Source organism: Micromonospora sp. WMMD1082, from assembly GCF_029626175.1.
Lineage (GTDB): Bacteria > Actinomycetota > Actinomycetes > Mycobacteriales > Micromonosporaceae > Micromonospora.
The window spans coordinates 521,370-544,174 of the sequence record NZ_JARUBM010000002.1 but is presented as its reverse complement, the minus strand read 5'-3'; the positions used below and the strand labels follow the sequence as shown (position 1 = coordinate 544,174).

The 22,805-nt window shown below is 70.4% G+C and carries 20 protein-coding genes; 9 read left to right on the top strand and 11 right to left on the bottom strand.

From position 1 onward, the window contains the following. A complete protein-coding gene (locus tag O7615_RS02680; RefSeq protein WP_278181956.1) occupies positions 1–1,179 on the top strand; it encodes an acyl-CoA dehydrogenase family protein in 1,179 nt (392 codons plus the stop codon). Between the two features lie 59 nt (positions 1,180–1,238). Continuing rightward, positions 1,239–1,661, top strand: coding sequence for an SgcJ/EcaC family oxidoreductase (locus O7615_RS02675; protein WP_278175580.1), 423 nt, complete (start codon positions 1,239–1,241; stop codon positions 1,659–1,661). A 219-nt stretch (positions 1,662–1,880) separates the two neighbouring features. Here the strand turns inward: O7615_RS02675 and O7615_RS02670 are convergent, their stop codons facing one another. Next, the gene (locus tag O7615_RS02670) at positions 1,881–2,588 is read right to left on the bottom strand and encodes a 5-formyltetrahydrofolate cyclo-ligase (protein ID WP_278175578.1); all 708 of its coding nucleotides are present in this window, start codon (positions 2,586–2,588) and stop codon (positions 1,881–1,883) included. A gap of 32 nt (positions 2,589–2,620) precedes the next feature. Here O7615_RS02670 and amcA point away from each other — a divergent pair, with 32 nt between their 5' ends. After that, complete coding sequence (gene amcA / locus O7615_RS34275) at positions 2,621–2,788, top strand: multiple cyclophane-containing RiPP AmcA (protein WP_347405064.1); 168 nt, start codon at positions 2,621–2,623, stop codon at positions 2,786–2,788. Next, on the top strand, positions 2,785–3,135 hold the full coding sequence (locus O7615_RS02665) for a hypothetical protein (RefSeq protein ID WP_278175577.1): 351 nt from the start codon (positions 2,785–2,787) through the stop codon (positions 3,133–3,135). The genes amcA and O7615_RS02665 overlap by 4 nt, the downstream gene beginning before the upstream one ends. A gap of 98 nt (positions 3,136–3,233) precedes the next feature. On the opposite strand, the gene O7615_RS02660 is transcribed toward O7615_RS02665, so the two are convergent. Then, entirely contained in the window at positions 3,234–4,079 is an 846-nt protein-coding gene (locus O7615_RS02660) for an alpha/beta hydrolase (protein WP_278175576.1), read from the bottom strand. Continuing rightward, positions 4,076–5,578, bottom strand: a complete 1,503-nt coding sequence (locus tag O7615_RS02655) for an FAD-dependent oxidoreductase (protein WP_278175575.1) — start codon at positions 5,576–5,578, stop codon at positions 4,076–4,078. Before O7615_RS02655 ends, O7615_RS02660 begins: the two co-directional genes overlap by 4 nt. A 169-nt stretch (positions 5,579–5,747) precedes the next feature. On the opposite strand from O7615_RS02655, the gene O7615_RS02650 reads away from it, so the two are divergent. From O7615_RS02650 to tpx, 3 genes are read left to right on the top strand one after another with little or no spacing between them, the layout of a single operon-like run. After that, the gene (locus O7615_RS02650) at positions 5,748–5,933 is read left to right on the top strand and encodes a hypothetical protein (RefSeq protein ID WP_278175574.1); all 186 of its coding nucleotides are present in this window, start codon (positions 5,748–5,750) and stop codon (positions 5,931–5,933) included. Then, positions 5,930–7,951 carry an acyltransferase gene (locus tag O7615_RS02645; protein ID WP_278175573.1) on the top strand — a complete coding sequence of 674 codons (2,022 nt, stop codon included), beginning with the start codon at positions 5,930–5,932 and terminating at the stop codon, positions 7,949–7,951. The genes O7615_RS02650 and O7615_RS02645 overlap by 4 nt, the downstream gene beginning before the upstream one ends. A gap of 36 nt (positions 7,952–7,987) precedes the next feature. Then, on the top strand, positions 7,988–8,509 hold the full coding sequence (gene tpx, locus O7615_RS02640; protein ID WP_278175572.1) for a thiol peroxidase: 522 nt from the start codon (positions 7,988–7,990) through the stop codon (positions 8,507–8,509). A 58-nt stretch (positions 8,510–8,567) separates the two neighbouring features. Here tpx and O7615_RS02635 read toward each other — a convergent pair whose 3' ends face one another. The 6 genes from O7615_RS02635 to O7615_RS02610 all read right to left on the bottom strand — a co-directional run bounded on the left by O7615_RS02635 (position 8,568) and on the right by O7615_RS02610 (position 18,325). After that, positions 8,568–9,755, bottom strand: coding sequence for an acyl-CoA dehydrogenase family protein (locus O7615_RS02635; RefSeq protein WP_278175571.1), 1,188 nt, complete (start codon positions 9,753–9,755; stop codon positions 8,568–8,570). Between the two features lie 24 nt (positions 9,756–9,779). After that, positions 9,780–11,363 carry a GMC family oxidoreductase N-terminal domain-containing protein gene (locus tag O7615_RS02630; RefSeq protein ID WP_278175570.1) on the bottom strand — a complete coding sequence of 528 codons (1,584 nt, stop codon included), beginning with the start codon at positions 11,361–11,363 and terminating at the stop codon, positions 9,780–9,782. Positions 11,364–11,467: 104 nt separating this feature from the next. Further along, on the bottom strand, positions 11,468–11,947 hold the full coding sequence (locus O7615_RS02625; protein ID WP_278175569.1) for an SgcJ/EcaC family oxidoreductase: 480 nt from the start codon (positions 11,945–11,947) through the stop codon (positions 11,468–11,470). 29 nt (positions 11,948–11,976) lie between these two features. After that, positions 11,977–12,432 carry an SgcJ/EcaC family oxidoreductase gene (locus O7615_RS02620; protein WP_278175568.1) on the bottom strand — a complete coding sequence of 152 codons (456 nt, stop codon included), beginning with the start codon at positions 12,430–12,432 and terminating at the stop codon, positions 11,977–11,979. A gap of 29 nt (positions 12,433–12,461) precedes the next feature. After that, a complete protein-coding gene (locus tag O7615_RS02615) occupies positions 12,462–12,932 on the bottom strand; it encodes an SgcJ/EcaC family oxidoreductase (RefSeq protein ID WP_278175567.1) in 471 nt (156 codons plus the stop codon). Between the two features lie 104 nt (positions 12,933–13,036). After that, complete coding sequence (locus O7615_RS02610; RefSeq protein WP_278175566.1) at positions 13,037–18,325, bottom strand: type I polyketide synthase; 5,289 nt, start codon at positions 18,323–18,325, stop codon at positions 13,037–13,039. A gap of 245 nt (positions 18,326–18,570) precedes the next feature. On the opposite strand from O7615_RS02610, the gene O7615_RS02605 reads away from it, so the two are divergent. Continuing rightward, positions 18,571–20,217, top strand: a complete 1,647-nt coding sequence (locus O7615_RS02605; protein WP_278181955.1) for an AMP-binding protein — start codon at positions 18,571–18,573, stop codon at positions 20,215–20,217. 24 nt (positions 20,218–20,241) lie between these two features. Here the strand turns inward: O7615_RS02605 and O7615_RS02600 are convergent, their stop codons facing one another. Both O7615_RS02600 and O7615_RS02595 read right to left on the bottom strand, forming a co-directional pair. Continuing rightward, positions 20,242–20,442 (bottom strand): ferredoxin, encoded by a 201-nt coding sequence (locus O7615_RS02600; RefSeq protein ID WP_278175565.1) that lies wholly within the window; start codon positions 20,440–20,442, stop codon positions 20,242–20,244. 11 nt (positions 20,443–20,453) lie between these two features. Then, a complete protein-coding gene (locus O7615_RS02595) occupies positions 20,454–21,668 on the bottom strand; it encodes a cytochrome P450 (protein WP_278175564.1) in 1,215 nt (404 codons plus the stop codon). Between the two features lie 223 nt (positions 21,669–21,891). On the opposite strand from O7615_RS02595, the gene O7615_RS02590 reads away from it, so the two are divergent. Then, a complete protein-coding gene (locus O7615_RS02590; protein ID WP_278175563.1) occupies positions 21,892–22,773 on the top strand; it encodes a glycosyltransferase domain-containing protein in 882 nt (293 codons plus the stop codon). Positions 22,774–22,805 lie beyond the last annotated feature (32 nt).

The window sequence follows — 22,805 nt, the reverse complement described above, 5'->3', positions numbered from 1 at the left end:
TTGCAGACCGCCGTTCCCACCCGGGAACAACTCGTCCAGCGGGCAGTCGATCTGCTGCCGGTGCTGCGCCGCAACGCGGAGTGGGCCGAGCAGCACCGGCGGCTGCCCGACGAGACGATCGAGGCGCTGGCCGAGGCCGGCTTCTTCAAACTCAGGACTCCGCTGCGGTACGGCGGTTACGAGTCCGACACCCGGACCCTGGTGGAGGTGGCCGCCGAGCTGGGGCGCGGCGACGGCGCCACCTCCTGGACCACGTCGGTGTACTGGATCCCCACCTGGATGGCCTGCCAGTTCCCGGACGAGGTGCAGGACGAGGTCTTCGCCACCCCCGACGTGCGGATCTGCGGCACGCTCAGCCCGACCGCGATGGCCACCCCCACGGCCGGTGGGATCGTGGTCAACGGCAAGTGGGGCTTCATCAGCGGCGCCCTGCACAGCCACTGGCAGGAGATCATCGCCGTGCTCGTCGACGGTGACAAGGAGCCGATGCCGATCATGGCCCTGGTGCCGATGTCGGACCTGCACGTGGTGGACGATTGGCACACCTCGGGCCTGCGGGGCACGGGCAGCGTCAGCACCGTCGCCGAGGAGGTCTTCGTCCCCGCCGCGCGGGTGATGCCCCTGGGCGCCGTCGTACAGGGCCAGTCCGCGTCACAGCGCAACGCCGAATCGGCCATCTATCGGCCGCCGCTGCTGCCGGTGGCGGCCGCTTCATCGGTGGGCACCGTGCTCGGTCTGGCCCGGGCCGGGCAGGAGACCTTCCTGGAGCGGCTGCCCGACCGGAAGATCACCTACACCGACTACACCAGCCAGGGCGATGCCCCGCTGACCCACCTGCAACTGGCCGACGCCGTGATGCGCGCCGACGAGGCGGAGTTCCACGCCCTCCGGCTGGCCGACCTGGTCGACACGAAGGCGGCCGACGGCAGCGACTGGACCCTGCTGGAGCGGACCCGGGCCCGAGCGGACATCGGCGCGGCCTGCCGGCGGGCCCGGGAGTCGGTGGAGATCCTCGCCGCCGCCTCCGGCGGATCCTCCATCTACAGCTCGGTGCCCATGCGGCGGATCCTGCACGACGCGCAGGCGGTCAACCTGCACGCGCTGATGAACCCCGACACCAACGCGGAGCTGTACGGGCGGGTGCTGGCCGGACTCGCCCCCAACACGCTCTACCTCTGACCAGCCCCGCCCTTCGGGCCGTCCACCCGGGCCGCCCGCCAGTGCAGAAGGAGCACTCGATGTCCCCGTCCAGCACGTCGGCAGTTGCCCAGCCCACCGCCGAGGATCAGGCGGCCGTTGCCGCCATTTCCCAACAGATCGTCGCGGCCTGGCAGCGGCACGACGCCGACGCCTTCGCCAACGTGTTCACCCCGGATGGCACCATGATCCTGCCCGGCATCTTCCTCCGGGGCCGCGACGAGATCCGGGACTTCATGGCCACCGGGTTCGCCGGCCCCTACCAGGGAACCCAGGTCACCGGCCAGCCCTTCCAGGTGACCTTTTTCAGCGCCGACACGGCTCTGGTGCTGACCAAGGGTGGTGTGCTGGCGCCGGGTGAGGACACCGTCAGCGAGGAGCGCGAGATCCGCGCCTCCTGGCTGCTCACCAAGCGCGACGGTCGCTGGCTGCTCGCGGCGTACCAGAACACTCCCGCACACTGACACCCTCGGTGGCCGGGCGAACCGCGCCCGGACGCCACCCCGCACGGACACGACGGCCGGCACCGGACGGTGCCGGCCGTCAACGCGCGGCCGTCGCAGCACGATGGGCCGGCGCCGGTACGGCCCTCGGAGGCCCTTCGCGTACGCCATCGTTGCCTGAGCGGTCGGCGGCCGTTGGATCGGGGCGGCCGGCGGTGGACGCGGGGGTACGGCGGATAATCAGCGCAGGACGGGGATGTTGTCGAGTTGTTCGGGGCGGAGGTGCTCTCTGAGGATGCCGGACGGTCGCTCCCGGCCAGGCTCGCATGCGACGACCTCTGCGGGGGTGATCGCGTAGTCGACGCTGAAGTCGTGATCGGCGTGGGGCAGTTCCTCGTCGAGGAGTTGGCTCTGGTGGACAGTGGTGGCAATGGTGGTGTCCTTGGTCACGAGCCCGGCTTCGGTGAGGAGTGCGATCTCCAGGTCGGAGTAGCCGGCTCCCTTGCCGACCCGTACGCCGTTACGTCGGCCGATCGCGACGCTGCCGCACACGATCAGGTCCACCGGCTGCATCTCGTCGGGGCCGACTGTGGGGGCGATCTCGGGCGCGCCTGTGCTCGTGGCGGCAGTCTCGTACGGGGCTGTCAGCACCGCCGGGTCGAGCAGGTAGAAGGGCTTCGGTGTGGCGAGTCGTGGGACTGCCATGTAGAGCAGTTTGCCCTCTTGGAGTGCGCGTACCCGGACGGGTAGCTGGGCGCGGTCGGGATTGCACTTGATGACGCGTGCCTTCTTCCATGCCTCCAGTTCTGCGAGTCGGGCCGCTGCGTCTTTCTTGCCGGTGAAGTCGGGGATGTGGCCGTGGACCCCGGGCGGTGCGGCGCCTTCGCGTTCTAAGAGGTCCCAGACGCGTCGCCGAACGGACTGTTTGGCGTCGTCGGTGCTTGTCACGCTGCTGCTCCTATGGATTATGAGGGTGAGGCATGACGGTGTACGTCTCGCGGCATGTGAGAGCTGACCGCTTCTGGCGACAGACGTTGATCAGCGAGGGCGCCGCGCCGCAGACGACTCGGCCGGCTGATCCACCGTTGCTCACCTACGGGTGGCGTCAGCTGTTCGAGCGGCAGGTCCGGGACGTTGGTCGCCGATGACGGGGGATCGGGACCAGGGACCTGTTCGAGCGGGTGGTGCAGCGCTGTTCCGGCAGGAGCATCTGCCGACGCGTCCGCTGTGGCTTTGCCGGCGGTGCGGTCATCCGTGGCCCTGCGGTGCGGCGAAGCTCGCGCTCGTGGCCGAGTACCAGGACAGCCCGGTGAGCCTGTTTCTCTACCTGGCCAGCTGCCTGCACGACGCGATCGAGGATCTGCACCGGCTCGATCCCACCGAGACGGGTGGCGCCGCCTTCCTGTTCGACCGGTTCCTCGGCTGGCCCGCCCGCACTCGGGCTTACCGCGCCAATACCGCCACGGCGGTCAGAGACGAGGAGGCATCGCCGTGAGCGCCATCGGCCTTATCCATGCCCATGGCCAGCCGGCGATCGCCCGCAGCGAGTCGACCAGCCTGGAGCCCGGGGCAGCCCGCCGGGGACGGGCACCGTCACGAGTCGGCGTACCTCGCGAGGTGCTCCAGCACGGCGGCACTGAGCTGGTCGCCGGCCTCCTCCGGCACCCAGTGCGAGATGCCCTCCAGGATCTCGAAGCGATAGTCCCCGCCGACCCACTCCTTGGTGCCGACCGCCGCCGTCGAACCGACGCCGGCATCCTGGGTGCTCCAGACGTACAGCGTCGGCACCGTGATGAGTCCGGCGGTGACCTCGTCCGGCCGGGTGGCCCGATACCAGCTCAGCGCCGCGGCGAGCGCGCCGGGCTCGGCGAGTCGCGCCACGTAGGCGTCCACCCGCTCCGGTGGCAGCGCCCCGCGCCACATCCCGCGGAGGGCGGCCGCGCCGTCGGCGAGCAGCATCCGCTCCGCCGCCGCCGGATCCTGGAACATCCGCAGGTAGCCCGATCGCCGCTGCTGGTCCTCGTCGCCGCGCAGCGCCGCCACGAACGCCTGCGGGTGGGGCACCGAGACCGCCGTCAGCGTGCGGATCCGGTCCTGGTGCTGGTCGGCCAGGACCCAGGCCAGCACGGCTCCCCAGTCGTGACCGACCACGTCGAAGCGAGGCCAGCCGAGCGCGTCGGCGATCCGCAGCGTGTCGCGGACGAGTTCGTCGACCCGGTACTCGGCGGCCTCGCTTGGCCGCACCTGCGGTGAATAGCCCCGCAGGTCGGGCGCGACGGCTCGATATCCGCTGCCGGCCAGCGCCGCGAGCTGGTGTTCCCACTCCAGGCCGCCCTGCGGGAAGCCGTGCAGGAGCAGCACGGCGCGACCGTCCGCTGGGCCGGCGGCGAGCGCGTCGAAGACACCTACCTCGGTCGAGATCCGCACCTTCTCGATCATCGTGTCGATCCTCCCGATTGGGCCGCGGCTGCGGTGGTGGTCTCCGGTCGCGCACCGGCCGGTAGCGCCGTGCCCGGCTGATCTGTCGGCGGCGTGCGCACCTCGGTCGACGGCGTGCGTACCGTGGGTGGCGGCGGTGAACCCGGCCAGTCGCGCGCGTGCCACAACACGCGAGCCACCAGACCGGGCCGCCAGAGCCGGCGCGGGCGGTGGACCAGCCCGGCCACCCGCATGAACGCGGCGGTGACCTGCGGATCCTTGCTCATCGCATACTGCAACCGGGTGAAGTACCCGTTGCGCACCCGCACCCAGAGCGACCGGCGCGCGGTCACGCCGGGGAAGTCGAGATCGCCCGTGGTCGACAGCCGCCACGGGTCCGTGATGATCCGCGCGATCTGCCTCGCGATCTGTCGCGGCGCCGGCTCGGGGTGGCGGGCCAGCTGGTCCCGTAGCGCCATCACCTGCATCGCCGCGACCGACATGCCTTGGCCGTACACCGGGTTGAAGCTGGCAGCCGCGTCGCCGAGCACCACCAGGCCCCGAGGTAGCCGGCGGAGCCGCTCGTAGTGGCGCCAGAGACTGGCCGGGAAGGCGAACGCCGTCGGCTCACCGGTGCGCTCGGCGTCGACCACCGCCTGGTAGATGTCGGGCACCGGCAGGGACCGGACGTACGCCATGAAGCCGTCCGGGTCCGTCGGCGGCCGGTCACCGCTGATCCCGGTCAGTGACAGTCGACAGTCGCCGGTGGCGGTCTGTCCGAAGAACGCCCCGCGCGGGTGCGCCGGGGAGGCCACCGGGTTGATCGCGGTCGGACCGTCGAACGTGCCCGGTCTGCGCCGGAACGTACACGTGGTGTAGGTCAGGCCGATCTTCAGGCGCTCCTCCGGCGGGCGCTCGTAGCCCAGCTCCGCCAGCCAGGCCGGGGTGCGTGAGCCGCGGCCCGTCGCGTCGATCACCAGATCCGCGGCGATCTGGTACGCGCCGGAGGCCGCGTCGCTGTTTCGCAGGCGCACCCCCGTCACCCGGCTGCCGTCCGCGCTCCAGGACAGCCCGAGCACCTCGGTGGACTCGCGGTAGCGCACGTTGGGCAGCGCGTTGACCCGGCTCCGGATGAGGTTCTCCAGGATCGGCCGCGATCCCGCGATGGACAGCAGGCCGGTGTCCGCCGGCCGGATCGGTCGGGCATCGAAGTACCAGCGCATCTTTCCGACGTCGCGCACCGGCAGGCCCACCGAGCGGGCCTCGTCGAGCAGGCCGGGGAAGAGCTCGGACAGGATGAGGTAGCCCCGCGCGTGCAGACCGTGGGCATGCACCGTGTGCGGGGTGCTCCGCCGGATGTCGGTCACGCCCAGCACCTTGTCGCGGTCCACCACGAGGACCTCGCGAAACGAGTCGGCAAGTACCCGGGCCGCCAGGGTGCCGGCGATGCTTCCGCCCAGCACCACGGCGCGATCGCGGGCCGCCGTGTCGGCCGCCGTTCGACGCAGTATCCATCGCATAGCGACAATGCCAGCACACGGGCGGTTCGTTGCACGCCTTCAATCGTGCCCGTTGTCGGGGAACCCCCGCGCATTCTCGAAGATGCCACCACCACTCGGCCGCCGCGATCATCAGTCCGGAAAGGATTGGGTTCCGAGCCCCGGTACGACGAGAGAAGGCGGTGCCGCCATGCCCCACATCATCGAGAACCCGGACGGCACAAAAACGTTCGCGATCACCTCCACGGAGGTACGCGAGATCGGCGACCGACTCGTCGAACAGATCCCCGAGATCAAGCGGGTGTTTGAGCTCGCCGACGGGGCGTGGGCCCGGACGACCTCGGAGTTCCTCAAGTCGACCTTCCTGTCACGATGAACGCCGTCGCGGACAGGCCGGGTCGGGCGCTGGTCCACCCCGGCGGCGGCGAGTCCTCCCGGGCGATATTCGGAATCCGCGGTGTGGCGGCCCTGGCGCTGCTTACCGTCCACGTCGCGATGTTCTCGGGTCTGCTGGGTACGAAGGCATTCGGCACGTTTCGGCCGCCGACGAATTTTGTTGGCGCGTTCTTCGTCAGTGGCCTTCCCTCGTTCATCGGCGTCTTCTTCGTACTCCCCGCGCTTTTTCTTTATCTGCCGCTGGCGAAGGCGGTGATCGCCGGCGGGACACCGCCCCGGGCGGGCGGTGTCCTGCTGCGCCGCGTGGCCCGCCTCCTGCCGGCCTACTACGTCATGTACCTGGTCGTGCTGCTGGCGTTGAACCGGCACGCCATCGATGGCGTGTGGTACGTGTTGCGACCGATCCTGCTGCTGCAGGTGTACCTGCCCAGTCCGTTCGTGCCGACGCTGATGAACGGCATGGAGATCACCTGGACCGTGCCGAGCATGATCCAGTGGTACGCGGCGCTGCCGCTGATCCTGTGGGCAACCCACCGCTTCGCCGCCCGGGGCGCGACACCGGCACAGCGGGCGCGCCGGCTGATGCTGCCGGTGCCCCTCCTGATCGCGGTCGGCATCGGTTGGCTCTTCTTCGTCAAGGCCAACGGCTGGGACAATCGGATCGTCTTCTGGTGGCCACAGGGCTTTGCGCCCACCATCGCCATCGGCATGGCGCTGGCCATCCGGCTGGCGCTGGTGCAGGTGTCGCCCGGCGACCGCTCGGGCATCCTGGCGGCCGCGGCACGGCACCCGAACCGGTTCTGGTTCGCCGCCGCCGTGGTCTACCTGGTCAACTGCTTCCGCCCGTTCAGCGTCATCGGCATGGACGCCATCTACTCGGTCAGCGGCCTCCTGGTCACCTACCTGATGGTGGCCCTGTTCGGGCTGTTCGCCTCGCTGCCACTGATCGCCCCCGGCACCCGGCGGCACACGATCGGCACGCTCCTCGGGACCGCGCCGCTCGCCTATCTGGGTCGAGTCTCCTACGGCATCTACCTGTGGCACTTCGCGGTGATGCACTTCTACCTCCAGCCCGAGCGGGTCTTCGACGGGCCGGCCAAGCCGATCCGGGAGCTGTACGGCTCCTCGGGCTTCTGGCGGCTGGAGTTGGTCACCGTCCTCGGCGCCGTGCTGCTGGCCGCGCTCAGCTACCACCTGCTGGAACAGCCCGTGGCCGACCGGGTCAAGCGGCACCTCGCCCGCAGACGGGACCGCGACGGCACCCCGGGCCGGGTAGCTGCGCTGGTGGCCGCGCCCGCCGCGCCTCCAGCAGGACCCACCGCGGTCGACGACATCCCCCCGGTCACCGACCTGCTGACCCAGCGCGACGTGATCCGTGCGAACCTGGTGGATCTGGAGGGCAGCGCCGGCCCGCTGCTCACCCAGGCATCGTTGACCGGTCGCACCGCCGACCGATGGACCACCGCCAGCGTCGATCTGGCCGAGCTGTGGAAGCTGTTCGACGCCTACAGCCGGGTTGTCGACGCGGCCGTCCAGATCGCGTCGGACCGCCAGCCGGTCGAGCAGCGGATGGCCCGCGTCACGGCACTGCTGGCCGCACCCTCCGTCGTCGTGTCCGCCACGCCGCCACCGTTGGACCAGCGGCACATCACCGACGACGGTCGCCAGCGACTCGCGGTGGAGGCCGCGGTGGCCCGCATGAACGACCTCTTCGCCCGCTGCGCCGCGCTGACCAGCATGGCGGAGGCAGTGTGGCGGGAGGGGGCACGGCGGCTGGTCGCCTTCGAGGCCCAGCTGGCAGCGCTCGACCAAAGCGCCGCGCCGTCGGCCGAGGTGGCCCGTGCGATGGCGGAGGCCGAAGCCGAGCTGAGCCGGCTGCGGGTCGTGCTCGGCACCGACCCGCTGAGCCTGTGGCGCGACGGCCAGCTGGACGAGGCCCAGTGGGACCGGCTCCGGCGCAGCCTCGCCGCGGCCGGCGCCGGCGCCGCCACCGACTGACCGTCGCCGTCATCCCCACACCCGTTTGGAGACTCCATGACCGCAACGTCCCGCAGTGACGCGATCACGTTCCAGGGCCGGCCGGTGACCCTGCTAGGCCCGCCGGCGATCGCCGGCGCCCCCGCGCCGGCCTTCACCGTCCTGGCCGCCGACTTCTCGCCGGTGACGCTGGACTCGTCGGCCGGCCAGGTCCGCATCCTGTCGGCGGTGCCCTCCCTGGACACCCCGGTCTGCGACCAGCAGACCCGGCGCTTCCACCAGGAGGCGTCGACCATCGACGGGGTCACCGTGCTCACCATCTCCGCCGACCTGCCGTTCGCCCAGCGCCGGTGGTGCGCCGCCGCCGACCTGCCCGGGGTGCAGACCCTGTCGGATCATCGCGACCTCTCGTTTGGGCACGCCTACGGGCTGGTCATCGCGGAGTTCCGGCTGCTCGCCCGCGCCGTCTTCGTGGTGGACGCCGACGACCAACTGACCCATGTCCAGTACGTTCCGGAGGTGGGCCAGGAGCCGGACTACGAGGCCGCGCTCGGCGCGGCGCGCAAGGCGGCAGGCTGAGCGTACGCACACAGCGAGGCGGCCGGTGCCCTCGGGCACCGGCCGCCTCGTCGCTCGGTCAGATGTAGGCGGTGTTCGGCTCAAGCCCACACAGGATCCTGCCGTACAGCTCGAAGTTCGTCTCGGGGACCATCAGGGCATGCAGGGCGACCGCGTGCATGTCCCGGACGATCCGCTGCATCGGTGCCGCCGAGTAGATGGACGAGCCACCACTCGCGCGGCTGAGAATGTCGACCGCCGCTCGCCCGAGTTCGCACACGGCACCCATGTCGGCCCGGGTCCGGGCCCGCTCCTCCAGGGTCCACGGTTCGCCGCTGGCGCCCTTCGCGTCGACCAGCTCGGTCGCCCGGCCGGCGTGGAACTCCGCCTGGTCGATCTTCATGACCGCGGCGGCGACCTGCAGGTGGGTGACGGGTGCCTCGGCCTGGTGGGCGTATTCCGTGTAGGTGATCGGCCGCTTGCCGAGTCGCTCGAAGAAGACCTCCCGGGCGGCCGTGGCGAGCCCGACGACGGTTCCCATGGACGAGGCGTTGGCGACACCCAGCAGCGGGTTGCGGTACATCGGCAGCGCGGCGTTGCCGACCGAGGCGGTCTGACCCTGCAGCACGAGCGGCAGCGGCATGATCCGCGCGTTCGGCACGAACACGTTGGTCGCCACGGTGGTGACGCTGCCCGACCCGGCCAGCCCCGACGTGTACCAGTCGTCGACCACGGTGAGGTCGGACATCGGGACCAGCGCCGCCACCGGCCACTGCGCCTTGCCGTCCGGAGTCGGTGCCATCACGACGATCTGCTGCCAGTGGCTGTGCAGGGCACCGCTGATGAAGCTCCACCGGCCGTTGACGACCAGGCCACTGTCGGTGGGCGTGCCGGTTCCGGCGGGACTCAGGGTGCCGCAGACCCGCACGTTCGGCGTCGAGTACACCTCGTCCTGGACCTCGTCGGGGAACATGCCGACCATCCAGCCGGGAATGGTCCACACCGACGCCGTCCAGGCCGCCGCGCCATCCCCGCGACCGAGCTGGACCATGACGTCGTTGAGGGTCCGGGTGTCCACCTCGTAACCGCCGTACCGGGCGGGCACCCGCAACCGGAAGACACCGGCGTCGGCCAGGGCCTCGATGGTCTCGTCGTGCAGTCGGCGATGCTGCTCCTGCCACGCGGCGTTCTTGCGCAGCAGCGGGACCACCTGTTCGGATCGCCGGACCAACTCCTGCCGGGAGGGTGCGGCAACGGTGTCGCTCATCTCGTCTCCAATGGTCGTGGCGAGTCAGTGGGCTGCCGCGACAGCGCGGGGCTGCCGCGCGACGGCCCCGCTGATGAGGTCGGCCGCCTTCTCCGCGATCGCGATCGTGGCGGCGTTCGGGTTGCCGCGGATGATGGTCGGCATGACCGATGCGTCCACGACCCGCAGCGCGTCGACGCCGGTCACCCGCAGCTCGGGATCGACGACGGCACCGATGGCGCAGGTGCCGGCCGGGTGGAAGATCGAGTGCGCGTAGCTGCGGACGAACTCCCGCACGTCCCGGTCGGAATCCGAGGCCGGAGTCCGGAACCATCCCTCGGTGTACGCACCGAGCGCCTTCTGCCGGGCGATGTGCAGCCCGATCCGGGTGGCCTCGACCGCCACGTCGAGATCCGCCGGGTCGCTGAAGTAGTTGTGCGAGATCCACGGCTTCGCGGTCGGATCGTCCGAAGCCAGCCCGACCTGTCCCCGGCTGGCGGGGGTCAGCATGGAGGGCCCGTAGGAGAGGGCGTGCGCGGTCGGCATGCCGAGCCCGCTGTCGATGAACATCACCGGCGCGGCAAGGAACTCCACGTCAGGCGCAGGCAGTGCGTCATGGGTACGCACGAACCCGCCCGCCTCCGGCCCGTTGGCGGTCATCGGACCCCGGCCGTCCTCGATGAACTGCTGGATGTGCTCGGGCTGGCCGGCGGCGATCAGGCTGATCGGTTGGGAGTGGGTGAAGACCAGCGGCACCAGGAGATGGTCCTGGAGGTTCTGCCCCACCAGCGGGTTGTCGGCCGCGACCGGTATCCCGAGCGCGGTCAACTGGGCGGCCGGCCCGACCCCGGAGCGCATCAGCAGTTGCGGTGAGTTGTACGCGCCCGCGCACACGATGACCTCGCGCGTCGCCCGGATCGTGCGCAGCTCGTCGAGCCAGTTGCCGACGACTCCCACCGCCCGCCCGTTCTCGATCAACACTCGGTGCACGTGCACGTCGGTCTGCACGGTCAGGTTCGGTCGGTCGAGTGCCGGGTGCAGGAAGGCGGTCGCGCTGCTGCACCGTCGCCCATCCCGCTGGTTGACCTGGAACAGGCCGAAGCCGTCCTGGGTCGCACCGTTGAAGTCGTCGTTGGTGGGATACCCGGCCTGCGTCGCGGCCTCGACGAAGGCCGCCGACATGGGATTGTTGGAACGACCCTCGGAGACCGCCAGCGGCCCGCCGGTCGCGTGGTACTCGGACTCGCCGCGCTCGTTGTCCTCGGAACGCTTGAAGTACGGCAGCAGGTCGTCGTAGCCCCAGCCCGGTTGGCCCCAGCCGTCGAAGTCGGCCCGGTTGCCGCGGATGTAGACCATCGTGTTGATCGAGCTGGTCCCGCCCAGCACCCGCCCGCGCGGCAGGTACACCCGACGGCGGTGCAGTTCCCCCTCCTCGTGGGTGCTGTAGTCCCAGTCGAACTGGGTACGGAACAGCCGGCCGAACGCCACCGGGACGTGGATGTTCTCTGCGGTGTCGGCCGGCCCGGCCTCGATCAGGCAGACGTTGACGGCGGGGTCCTGCGACAGCCGGGCCGCCAGCACGCAGCCGGCGGATCCCGCACCGACAATGACGTAGTCGTATTCGTACACCCCTGGTCCTCTCTCATGGATCGGTGCGGCCCGCACCTGACCGGCGTGCGATCGCTGGCCATCGGCCAGCACCGGCGGTCGTGACGGCGCCGCGAGGCCACGCGTCAGCTCTTGATCGGGCTGCTCTGGTGCGAGACGAGCTGGTGTCGCCCATCCGGCTGCCGCCGGATCACCCAGGTCGCCCGGATGGCGTTCTCCGGCGCGACGGCCGCCTCTCCTGGCCGTCGGATGCCGCCCTCGGTGATCACCACCGCCACGTCCTGGCTCAGGAACCGGACCTCGATCGGCCATCCCTTGACGGAGGCGCCGTGCAGCGGACCGGCGAAGGCGTCGGTCATGTACGCGAGGATCTCCGCCCGACTGCGCAACTGCTCGTCACCGAGCAGCAGGCTGCCGTTGTCCGCGAAGGTGCCGGCGAACGCCTGCGGGTCGTTGGCAGCCCAGGCCGCCTGGATCCGCATCGGGACCGTGAGGGCCGCCTTCTCGTCTGGTCGGGTGAACTCCCGGTAGTAGGTGGTGTCCTCGGAGACGCTCGCGGAGGCGAGGATCGTCGAGGCGTCTCCCCACCCGTTCGTAGTGGTCATGACGCTCCTGTCGGTCGATCGGACCTGACTCACCCGCGCAGCGGGCTGCTCTGGTAGGAGAAGACCCGCCAGTCACCGTCGTCGCGGACGATGACCCACAGCCCTCGGGCCTCGTCCTCCGACAGCACCCGTTCCGCTCCGGCACGGATCAGGCCACCGCGCGAGACGACGACCGCGATCGACCCGGACAGCAGCCGTACCTCCTGCGGTTCCTCGGTGAAACGGGTGCCCTTGAAGCCACCCGCAAAGGCGTCCGCGAGATACGACCGGATTTCCGTTCGGCTGACCAGTTGGTTGTCGCCGATGAGGAGACTGCCGTTCTCCACGAACATGTCGGCAATCCCGTCCGCGTCACTGGCATTCCAGGCCGCGTGCACCCGCAGCGCCGCGGTGAGCGCTGCCCCTTCCGCGCCGTTGGCGTAATCTCCGTAGCGGCCGGCCCACTCTTTCGCGCCCGCGACGAGCGATTTTGCTGGTGTCGTCACTTCCTTTTCCTTCCGTTACGTCCGGCACGTCACCAGCGCAGGGTGGCGCCAGCGCCACGAGGGCTGTTCTGGTAACCGGAAAGCAGCCACTCGTCGCCCTGTTTCACCGTGATCCAGGTGGATCGGACGGCCAATTCCGGCGATATCTCCGTCTCCCCGGGCGCGAGGATCCCGCCATGCGTACGCAGCAGGGCCACCTCGTCGGAGACGAACCGCACGTCCACCGGCCGACCGGTCACCCGGCTGCCCTTGAAGGGCCCGGCGTACGCCGCGGCCATGAAGGCGCGGATCTCCTCCCGGCCCTTCTTGTAGACATCACCGGGAAGGATGAGGATCCCGTCCTCGGTGAACACGTTCGCCACCCCGGCCGCGTCGTTGGTCGCCCACGCGCTCACCAAGCGGAGGGGCACACTCAGCACCTCCTTTTCCCGGGCACTGGTGAACTCGCCGTAATAGGCATCCAATTGACTCTGGTCAAGCACCGCCGATGCTTTGTTCATGGCAGAAGTTTCCTTTCTCAGGGATGGCAATACTGTATGGCGGAAGCCTCAATGCCGTACGGCCAAGCTCCGCGACATCATTCTGATGTGACTGGATCTCCGGCTCATCTTTCCGAGTGCGCATCTTCAGTGACGGGGCGGAGATTCTCCATGAGGTGCTGCGCGAGTGCACCGACCGTCGGGCTGCTCCACAGGATGTTCGGGGGCAGGTCCAGGCCGTACCGGCGCTGCAACCGCACCCGTAGCGCGACCGTCATGACCGAGTCGATGCCCAACTCGACCAACGGCCTGCGCAGCTCGATGTTCTCGGCGGCCAGGTTCAGCTCGGCCGCGACCTGCTCCCGGACGTCCGCCGTCAGCAACTCCCGCACGGCGGTCTCCGGCAACGCCCAGTCGATCGTCAGTTCCTGGCTGGCGGCGACGTCGGCACCGTCACCGCCGGTCGCCCGTAGTTCCCGCAGCATGGGCAGCCGGGGACGGTTCGACGGTGTCGGCAGTACCCGCAGCACCGCCTGGTAGGAGGAGCGGAACCGCTCTCCGAAGGACCAGGCCCGCAGCGCCTCGGCGGCGGTCACCGCCTCCAGGCCACGGGCGTTCGCCTCCATCATGGTGGTGCCGATGGACTCGGACATCCCCAGGCCGCGCCAGGCCGTCCAGCCGATGCTGGTCGTGTCATGGTGGCCGCTGGCGTTGCGGTGCGCCGCGAGGGTGTCGAGGAACGAGTTCGCCGCCGCGTACGTCGCCTGACCGGTCAGCCGGGCGAACTGGCCGCACGAGGAGAACAGCACGAAGAAGTCCAGCGTCCCCGGCGGGAACAGCCGACTCAACACCATCGCGCCGTCGGCCTTCGGCGCCATCACGTCGTGCAGGGCCTCGCGGCTAACCTTGTCCACCATGGCGTCGCGCACGACGCCGGCGGCATGGACGATGCCCCGGATCGGGGGCAGCCCGTGACTGGTCGGGTCGAGCGCGGCGCGTACCTGATCCTCGTCGGTGATGTCGAAGGACAGGACCCGGACCGTGACGCCCATCATCTCCAGGTCGAGAATCCCCTGGATCTGCCGGCGCAGCACCGGGTCCTCGATCCCGGCCCACTGGCTGCGCGGCGGAAGTCCCCGACGTTGCAGGAGGAGCAGCCGGCGGGCACCGCGCTCGGCGAGCCGGCGGGCAACCAGCAGGCTGAGCGCGCCGAGCCCACCGGTGATCAGATAGGTGTGTGTCGGCCGGCACCGCAGCGACGCGACCTCCGCCGGGCGCTCGATGGGCGCCAACCGGGCGACGGTGACCTCCCCGGCCCGGACCGCGACGACATCCTCCTGGCCGGCGGCACTGCCGAGCACGAGCGGGACCGCGGCGCCCGTCGTCTGGTCCAGCTCCGCGACGTCGATCACCCCACCCCACAGTTCGGGGTGCTCACCGGCGATGACCCGGGAGACTCCCCAGAGCGGCGACTGGGCGAGCGCCGCTTCATCGCTCGCCTCGCGTACCCCGTGGGTGACAATCCACAGCCGAGGCTGCCGCGACCCGCCCCGGGGGGTGGTGCCGTCGCCCGCATGCGCGTCGACGAGGTGCTGTGCCGTGCGGATCAGCGCCCAGGCGTGCTCCTCGGCGGTCTGCTCGGGCGTCTGACCCGCCGCGACTCCGCCGGGAGCCAGTAGTACCGCGTCGACCTCCGTCGCGGTCAGCAGGGCCGGGTCATCGGGGGAGTCGACCCGGAGGCACTCCGTTCCCGCCGCCGCCAGGTGCTCGGTGAGCCAGCCGGCGAGGGCGCCCTCCCCGACGACCGCCGCGGTACGCGGCAGCGCGCCGGCGAGTCCACCGTCGTCCAGCGGCATCGGCCGCCACGCCAGCTCGTACACGAGGTCCCGAGGGGCGGCGACAACGCCCTCCTCGCTCTGGATCGCCGAGAAGGTCAGCCCGCGTACCTCGCAGACGACAGTCCCGTGTTCGTCGGTCACCAGGACATCGACGGTGTCCTGGGGGGACCGCGCCGAGCGCACCGAATGGACGACGATCCGGGCCGGTGGTTCACCCCGGAAGACGACCGAGTCGATGTGCGACGACATCCACTGGTGCTTGGCGTACTCGGGGGTCACCAGCACGGCGCTGATGGTCAGGGCGCCGTCGATGACGTGCGCCCAGGAGGATGCCCGTTCCGCGGGCGGCGCCTCGATGGTCAACGACGCCAGTTGTTCGACATCGTTGCGGCGCAGCTCGTCGACATCCCAGGGGAACGCGTACCCGCCGACCCCCATCCGCCGGAACATCTCGTCAACCCGGACCCACGACCACGTCTCCGGGCACCTGGCGCGGATGAGGTCCGCCGGCACCGCCGTCAGCGACGGTTCCACCGTCCAGTCTACGGTCGCCATCGAGTGGGTGATCCACTCGTACTCCTCGTCCGCTACCGGGTCGTCGTCGGCGATCCGGGTGGCGAGCTGGATCCCACCGCCGGAGAGCACGATCTGCACGATCCGGGGCGGGTTCACCGCGAGCGGGGTACGGAGTACGACATCGGCGAGCCCGGGCAGTTGCCCGTCCTGCGCGGCCGCGGCCGCGAAACTGTTGATGATGACGGCCGCCGGCGTGATCTCGACTCCCACCACCTCGTGGTCCTGGGGGTACGGGCGGGTGGAGAGGTCCAGCCGGGTCTGCCAGACCTGGCGTGCCGGCGTGCCGCTGACCGTCATCCGGCCGCCGAGCAGGTGGTGCGCCGCCGGGTCGTGCCCGGCGCCGAGCGCCGCCCCGCTGGCCGACTCGGGAAAGATCCAGTAGGGACGGTGCTGCCAGGCCATGGCCGGCAGCTCGACGAGTTCACCGTCCGGGTACAGGGCCGGCCAGTCCACGGTGACGCCGTGACAGTGCAACTGCGCCAGCCCGTTCAGCAGAGATTCGATCTCCGCGCGGTCGCGCCGCAGTGAGCCGACCGTCGCGGCCTCCTCGATTCCGGCCTCCGCTGCGGTCTCGGCCACCGATTGCAGCACCACCGGATGCGATGACACCTCGAGAAAGACACGGTGACCATCCGCGAGAGCGGCCTGCACGGCGTCCACGAACCGCACCGGCTCACGGAGGTTGGTGACCCAGTAGCCGGCGTCGCGCCTCGCCGCCGATCGCGGGTCCGGCAGGGCCGTCGTGTAGAGCGGGACGGTGGGCGCCCGGGAGACCAGCTCGCCGGCGGCCGCCGCGACCTCGTCGACGACCCGCTCGACCTGCGGGCTGTGGAACGCGATGTCGGTCGCCACCCGCCACACGCCCAGGCCCTCGTCCCGCCACTGCGCGGCCAGCTGGTCGACCGCCGCCGCGTCACCCGAGACCACCGTGGAGGTCGGGCCGGCCGCGATCGCCGCCACGACATCGTGTCGCCCGGCGAGCCGGCGCTCGACATCGGCGCTGGAGAGGCCGACCATCGCCATCGCGCCCTGCCCCTCCAGCCGACCAAGCGCGGCGGCGCGGCGGCACGCGAACCTGGCCGCGGCCACCGGGTCCAGGCAGCCGGCGGCGACCGCGGCGGCGAGTTCGCCGACCGAGTGGCCGATCACCGCCGCAGGCCGGATGCCGCGGGCCCGCCAGGCCTCGATGAGGCCGATCTGCATCGCGAAGGTCAGCGCCTGCACCTGGTGGCTCGACCACGGGTCGTCCCGGCCCAGCATCTCGCGCGGTGTCCAGCCGAGTTCGGCCTGGAAAACGTCGGCCAGCCCGTCCAGGGCCGCGGCGAATGCCGGCTCCTCCCGGAGCAGCTGCCGCCCCATGCCCGGCCACTGGCTGCCGTGCCCGGAGAACACCCACACCGGCCCCGGCTGCTGGCCCGAGCCGGTACGCGCCGTGCTGACCCCGGCCGTCTGCTCGCCCCGCGCCAACCCGTCCAGGCGGCTCAGCAGCTCGGCCGGCGAGCCGGCGACCACGCCGGCCCGAGCGGCCAGGTGCGACCGCCGGCGCGCCAGGCTGTAACCGACCGAACCCAGCTCGACATCCGGGTGCGCGCGGAGCCACTCTGCGGTAGTGGCGGCGAGTGCACGGACTCCGGCCTCGGACATGGACGAGAGTGGAAACAGCCAGGGACCCGGGCGGGATGCGGCCGGTTCGGCGGGGCGTGGGCGGTGGTCGGCCGGCGACTCCTCGACGATGATGTGCGCGATCGAACCACCCACGCCGTAGCTGGAGACACCCGCGCGCCGCGGCCGGCCGTTGGCGGTCCAGGGGGACCGCTCGCCAATGAGCCGGAGCCCGCCGCCGTCCCAGTCGATCTCGGGGTTGGGGGCCTGGTGCAGGCTCGGCGGCAGCTCCCGGTGCCGCATGGCGAGCACCACCTTGATCAGGCCGGCGATGCCCGAACCCGCCTCCACGTGGCCGATGTTCGGCTTGATCGAACCGATCAGGCAGGGGTCGGCGAGCGGCCGGCCGGCGCCGAACACGCGCGCCAGGGCCTGCGCCTCCGCACGGTCTCCGGCCGAGGTCCCGGTGCCGTGCGCCTCGACGTAGTCGACCTGGTCGGGGGAGATGCCGGCGCGCTCGTAGACGGTCTGCAGCATGTGCTCCTGGGCCTCGTCATTCGGCGCCATCATCCCGTCGGAACGGCCATCCTGGAACACGCCGCTGCCGCGGACCAGGGCCAGCACCCGGTCGCCGTCGCGCTGGGCGTCCACCCACCGCTTGAGGACGACGACACCGGCACCTTCGCCTCGGCCGTAGCCGTCGGCGTCGCGGTCGAAGGCCTTGCTGCGCCCATCGGGTGCGGTGGCCCCGGCCGCGTCCAGCGCGACGAACAGGCTCGGGCTGGCCATGACATTCACGCCGCCGACGATGGCCAGGGGGCTTTCCCCGGTGCGAAGGCTCTGGCAGGCGACGTGCAGCGCGGTCAGCGACCCGGCGCACGCGGTGTCCACCGCCATGCTCGGTCCGCGCAGGTCCAGGTAGTAGGAGATCCGGTTCGCGATGCCGTAATAGGTCGTGCCGTTCACCGCCCAGGCGTCCGTGCGGGTCAGATCCTCCAGCAGACGCCGGCCGTAGTCGTTGGAGTTCGCCGCGACGAACACGCCGGCGTCGGTGCCCTGCAGTGAGTGCGGCGGCACGCCCGCGTCCACCAACGCTTCCCAGGCCAGTTCCAGGGTGATCCGCTGCTGCGGGTCGAGAAAATCGGCCTCGCGGGGCGAGATCCCGAAAAAGTCGGCGTCGAACCCCTCGATGTCGCGCAGGAAGGAGCCGAGACGGGTGGTGCGGCGCAATATCGCGGTTGCCTGTGGACTTGTCGTCGCATAAGGATCCCACCGCTTGCCGGGCATTTCACTCACCGCGCTGCGGCCATCGACGAGATACGTCCAGAGCTTGTCAACGGTGTCGAGATCCGGGGCGAATCGGCAACTCATGCCGATGACGGCCACGGCATCAGCCAAGGTTTCTTCCTGCTCCACGGTTATGCCCCTCTCCGCCCGACACGTGATGCCGGCCTGGGCCACATAGTCGGCTGTGCCGGAGAGGAGGGGCACCTTCCCACGTGCGAAGCACGGACGGTCGCGGACGGCGATGGGTCGCCCAGCAATACAGAAGACGTCAGATCAGAACCGGGCTTTCTAGTCTTTCGGTGATCGCTGTTTCCGGGGGTCGGGAACCGCTGCACGGCTAGGAGGACGACGTGGCGATGCACCTCGCGCAGCCAAGCGTGGCGGGTACGGTGCCCTGGCCCGCCGACCTGGCGGCCGGGTACCGCCGCGACGGGTACTGGGAGGGCAGGCCGCTGGTCAGTTACCTGCAGGCGGCGGCGGATGCCACGCCGGACGCGGTGTGCCTGGTCGACGGCGAGCTGCGGCTGTCCTACCGCGAGCTGATGGCCCGGGTGGACGGAGCCGCGCTGCGGCTGCGCGACCTGGGGCTTCGCCCGGACGATCGGATCGTGCTCCAGCTCCCGAACTGCTGGGAGTTCATCGTCCTGACCTTGGCCTGCGCGCGACTGGGCCTGCTACCGGTGATGGCCCTGTCGGCGTACCGCCAGCAGGAGATCTCGACCCTGGTCGAGATCGCGCAGGCGAGAGCGGTCGCGGTGGCGCGTACGGTCAAGGGCTTCGACCACGAGGCGATGGCGCATGACATCGCCGGGACCGCCACCACGCTCAGCCACGTCCTGGTGATCGATCCGGTCCGCCGAGACAGCGTCGACCTGCGGGAGCTGGTCACACCGGCCGGGCAGGCGACGCAGGCCCGGGCCGAACTCGACGCCGGTGCCCCGGACTCCTCAGCCGTGGCCCTGTTCCTCCTCTCCGGCGGGACGACCGGACTGCCCAAGCTCATTCCTCGTACTCACGACGACTTTGCCTACATGGCCCGGCGGGCCGCCCGGCTCTGCGGGCTCGGACCGGAGACCACCTACCTCGCGGTGCTGCCCCTCGGCCACGGTTACCCGATGTCCGGGCCCGGGGTGCTCGGCACGCTGATGTCCGGCGGTCGGGTGGTCCTGGCCGAGTCACCGGAACCGAGCCGCGCCTTCGCCCTGATCGAGCAGGAGCGGATCACCATGACCTCGCTCGTGCCGGCGGTGGTGCAACGCTGGCTAGAACACCGCGCCGCCGACCAGTCCGCGGATCTCCGAACGCTGCGCCTGGTGCAGGTCGCCGGCTCCCGGCTACCCGACGAGGTGGCCGCCAGGATCGCGCCTGCCCTGGGGTGCACGTTGCAGCAGGTCTACGGGATGGCCGAGGGTCTGCTGTGCCTCACCCGGCTGGACGATCCTGCGGAGGTGCGCTGCCACACCCAGGGCCGGCCGATCTCCCCTGGCGACGAACTCCTCGTCGTGGACGAGGACGGCGTCCCCGTGCCGGCCGGGCGGCCCGGAGAGCTGCTCACCCGTGGCCCGTACACGCCCCGGGGCTATTACCGTGACCCGCAGCGCAATGCTCAGGCGTTCACTCCGGACGGCTGGTACCGCACGGGCGACGTGGTGCGGATCCGACCGGACGGCAACCTGGTCATCGAGGGGCGGACCAAGGATCTGATCAACCGGGGCGGCGAGAAGATCTCCGCGGAGGAGGTGGAGGGCTACGCCTACCAGCTCGCGACGGTCAGTCTGGCAGCCGCGGTGGCCATGCCGGACCCGGAACTGGGCGAGCGGGTCTGCCTCTACGTGGTGCCACACTCCGGCGCCGAGGTGGCCCTCGACGACGTCCGCCAGGTGATGCGCGAGGCCGGGGTCGCCCCCTTCAAACTGCCCGAGCGAATCGTGCTCGTCGACTCGCTACCCACCACCGCCGTCGGCAAGATCGACAAGAAGAACCTCCGGGCGCGACTCGCCTGACGGCGGTGTGTCCGCCCGTTCCCGTCACGCCTCGTCGGTCAGGCGCAGCGCGCCGGACGGACACAGCCGCACCACGACCCGTACCACGTCGAGCAGTTCGTCGGCGGCGGGCTCGCGCCGGACCACCACCTGGCCGTCCAGCGCGCTCTGGTCGAACAGGTCCGGCGCCGAGAGCACACACTGGGCGGCTCCCAGGCACCGCTGCCGGTCCACGATCAGTCGCATCGGTACCTCCGTCACCAGGTGACCGGAAGGGCGTCCACCCCGTAGAGGTTGGAGTCCCTCTTGAACGGCAACTGCGCTAGCGGCACCGCCAGCCGGAGCCCGGGAACCCGGGTGAACAGGGTCCGGAACACGATCTCCAGCTCGGCGCGGGCCAGGTTCTGCCCGATGCACTGGTGGATGCCGTAGCCGAAGGCCAGGTGGTGGCGGGCACCTCGGCGCAGGTCCAAGGTCGAGGCGGCCGGAAAGACCTCGTCGTCCCAGTTCGCGGAGGCGAAGGAGAGCAGGACTCCGTCACCCCGGCGGATCGTGACGCCGCCGATCTCGATGTCCTCCCGGGCGATGCGCGGCAGCGCGTCGGCGACGCTGAAGTACCGCAGCATCTCCTCCACCGCGGCCGTGGTGGCCTCGGGCGTGGCGACCACGTCGGAGACCGGCCGGGGGCCGGTCAGCAGACCCGCCACACCCAGCGCGATCATGCTGACCGTGCTCTCGAAGCCGGCGACCATCAGCACCTGGACCAGGCCGACCATCTGGTCGTGATCGTAGAGACCGGTCCTGCGGTTGGTGACGACCAAACGGCCGAGCAGATCCTCGGTGGGCTCGGCCTCCTTGGCCGTGACCAGCCTGTCGATGTAGGCACGCATCTCGGCCCCGGTGCGCTGCCGTTCCTGCGGGGAGACGCTACGTCGGAGCATCGCGGTGGCGGCGCGCTCGATCAGGTCCCGATCGTCGTACGGCATGCCGAGCAACTCGGTGAGGGTCCGTGCCGGAAGCGGCTCGGCCAGCACCGGCACGAGGTCGACCGGCCGGGGTCGGGACAGCAGGTCGTCGACGCAGGCGTCGACGATCTGCTGGATGTGCGGTCGCAGGTCGTTGATGCGGCGCACGGTGAACTCGGTGATCAGCATCCGGCGGCGCGGGCCATGCTCGGGATGGTCCAGGCCGATCAGGGACCGGCCCGCGGCGGCGATGTTGCGCCGGCTCTGCGGCGTGACCTCCTCGGTCAACGGGAAGTTCGGGTGGGTCCGGTCGGAGCTGATCCGCGGATCCGTCAACAACTCACGCACGTCCCGGTGACGGGTGACGAGCCAGGCCAACTGACCGTTCGGCACCCGCACCTGGATGATGGACCGCTGCCGCCGCAACTGCGCGTACTCCGTCGGCGGGTCGAACGGACAGGTCCGCTGCATCGGGAAGTCGGGCGGTTCGGTGCTGGCCGAGTTCATCCGATTGCCTCCTGTCCGGCTCGTACTGAGTCTCGCTGCACCACGGTCGACTGATCCGGCGGACGGTCCCCAGTCTGGCGGCGCCGGCCGGAGCCGGTCACCTTCGCAATTGCCCGGTTTCACCGTCGGATGGTGGTCCGTCGACCTGGCAACGATCTCCGCAATTTCGAAGAATTCCGGGCCTATCCCGGCCTCGGTTTCCTGTGGCAAGATTCCCGTACCCATGATCATGCCCAGACAAGGGGAGGCGTTTGCGGTGAAGGTTGTCACCATCGCCACAGATCTGGACAATCGGTTCCTGCAACAGATTCTGGTCCAGTCCTGCCGGGCACTGGAGCTTGACCTCATCATTCTCCGGTCGAACAAGTCACCATTCCGCCTCGCCGACAAACGCGAGACGCTCGTGGAATATCTCGCACAACTGCCCGACCGCGACGAACTGATCCTGTTTACCGATGGATACGATGCCCTGTTCATCAAGGGAGAGAACCATCTCGTCGAGGCGTACGGGCGCTTTCCCCAACCAGTGATCTTCAGTGCCGAAATGAACTGTTGGCCACTCGGAGTCGCCGGGCTCGCACTACACGACACCCCGCCCGCCGGCCGCTATCCCTACCTGAACAGCGGCGGTTACATCGGTCCCGCCGGCGTCCTCCACGAGCTTCTCGACCGCTATCCCGAGGCGCCGAGCGACCGATTCGAGACGCTACGCCGGCTGCGCGCACACGGATACGACACCGACCGCTTGTTCCAGTGGAGCGACCAGTACCGCTGGGTCCTGGTCCAGCTACTCGAAACCGGGACGATCGGGCTCGACCACGATGGGCAGCTGTTCGAGTGCTACTCGCCGCCGGCGCCCAGCCTGAACTTCCTCGAGATCAGGCGGAGTGTGGAGCAGTTCCAGGCGCACGGCCGGGAGTCCGAGGCGTACCAGCAGGAACGCACCCGCCTGGTGGAACGACTACGGGTGCCGAGCGAGGCCGCGCACATCCACTTCGCCAGTCCGGTCACCAAGGCCGTGGCCCTGGACCTCCTCGACGAGGGGCGGTGGCCGGACTGGCTCACCGCCGCACTTCCGCACGCGGCCCACGCTGCGCGCCCGTGAGCCTCCGGTCGATTCGTCTCCGCCCACGACTG

Coding starts and splice junctions, on each gene's coding strand:
- O7615_RS02590 (WP_278175563.1), top strand. CDS start 21,892: ATGATCATGCCCAGACAAGGGGAGGCGTTTGCGGTGAAGGTTGTCACC.
- O7615_RS02605 (WP_278181955.1), top strand. CDS start 18,571: ATGCACCTCGCGCAGCCAAGCGTGGCGGGTACGGTGCCCTGGCCCGCC.
- O7615_RS02665 (WP_278175577.1), top strand. CDS start 2,785: ATGACGGGGGATCGGGACCAGGGACCTGTTCGAGCGGGTGGTGCAGCG.
- O7615_RS02600 (WP_278175565.1), bottom strand. CDS start 20,442: ATGCGACTGATCGTGGACCGGCAGCGGTGCCTGGGAGCCGCCCAGTGT.
- O7615_RS02650 (WP_278175574.1), top strand. CDS start 5,748: ATGCCCCACATCATCGAGAACCCGGACGGCACAAAAACGTTCGCGATC.
- O7615_RS02645 (WP_278175573.1), top strand. CDS start 5,930: ATGAACGCCGTCGCGGACAGGCCGGGTCGGGCGCTGGTCCACCCCGGC.
- O7615_RS02595 (WP_278175564.1), bottom strand. CDS start 21,668: ATGAACTCGGCCAGCACCGAACCGCCCGACTTCCCGATGCAGCGGACC.
- O7615_RS02675 (WP_278175580.1), top strand. CDS start 1,239: ATGTCCCCGTCCAGCACGTCGGCAGTTGCCCAGCCCACCGCCGAGGAT.
- O7615_RS02655 (WP_278175575.1), bottom strand. CDS start 5,578: ATGCGATGGATACTGCGTCGAACGGCGGCCGACACGGCGGCCCGCGAT.
- tpx (WP_278175572.1), top strand. CDS start 7,988: ATGACCGCAACGTCCCGCAGTGACGCGATCACGTTCCAGGGCCGGCCG.
- amcA (WP_347405064.1), top strand. CDS start 2,621: ATGACGGTGTACGTCTCGCGGCATGTGAGAGCTGACCGCTTCTGGCGA.
- O7615_RS02660 (WP_278175576.1), bottom strand. CDS start 4,079: ATGATCGAGAAGGTGCGGATCTCGACCGAGGTAGGTGTCTTCGACGCG.
- O7615_RS02625 (WP_278175569.1), bottom strand. CDS start 11,947: ATGACCACTACGAACGGGTGGGGAGACGCCTCGACGATCCTCGCCTCC.
- O7615_RS02615 (WP_278175567.1), bottom strand. CDS start 12,932: ATGAACAAAGCATCGGCGGTGCTTGACCAGAGTCAATTGGATGCCTAT.
- O7615_RS02635 (WP_278175571.1), bottom strand. CDS start 9,755: ATGAGCGACACCGTTGCCGCACCCTCCCGGCAGGAGTTGGTCCGGCGA.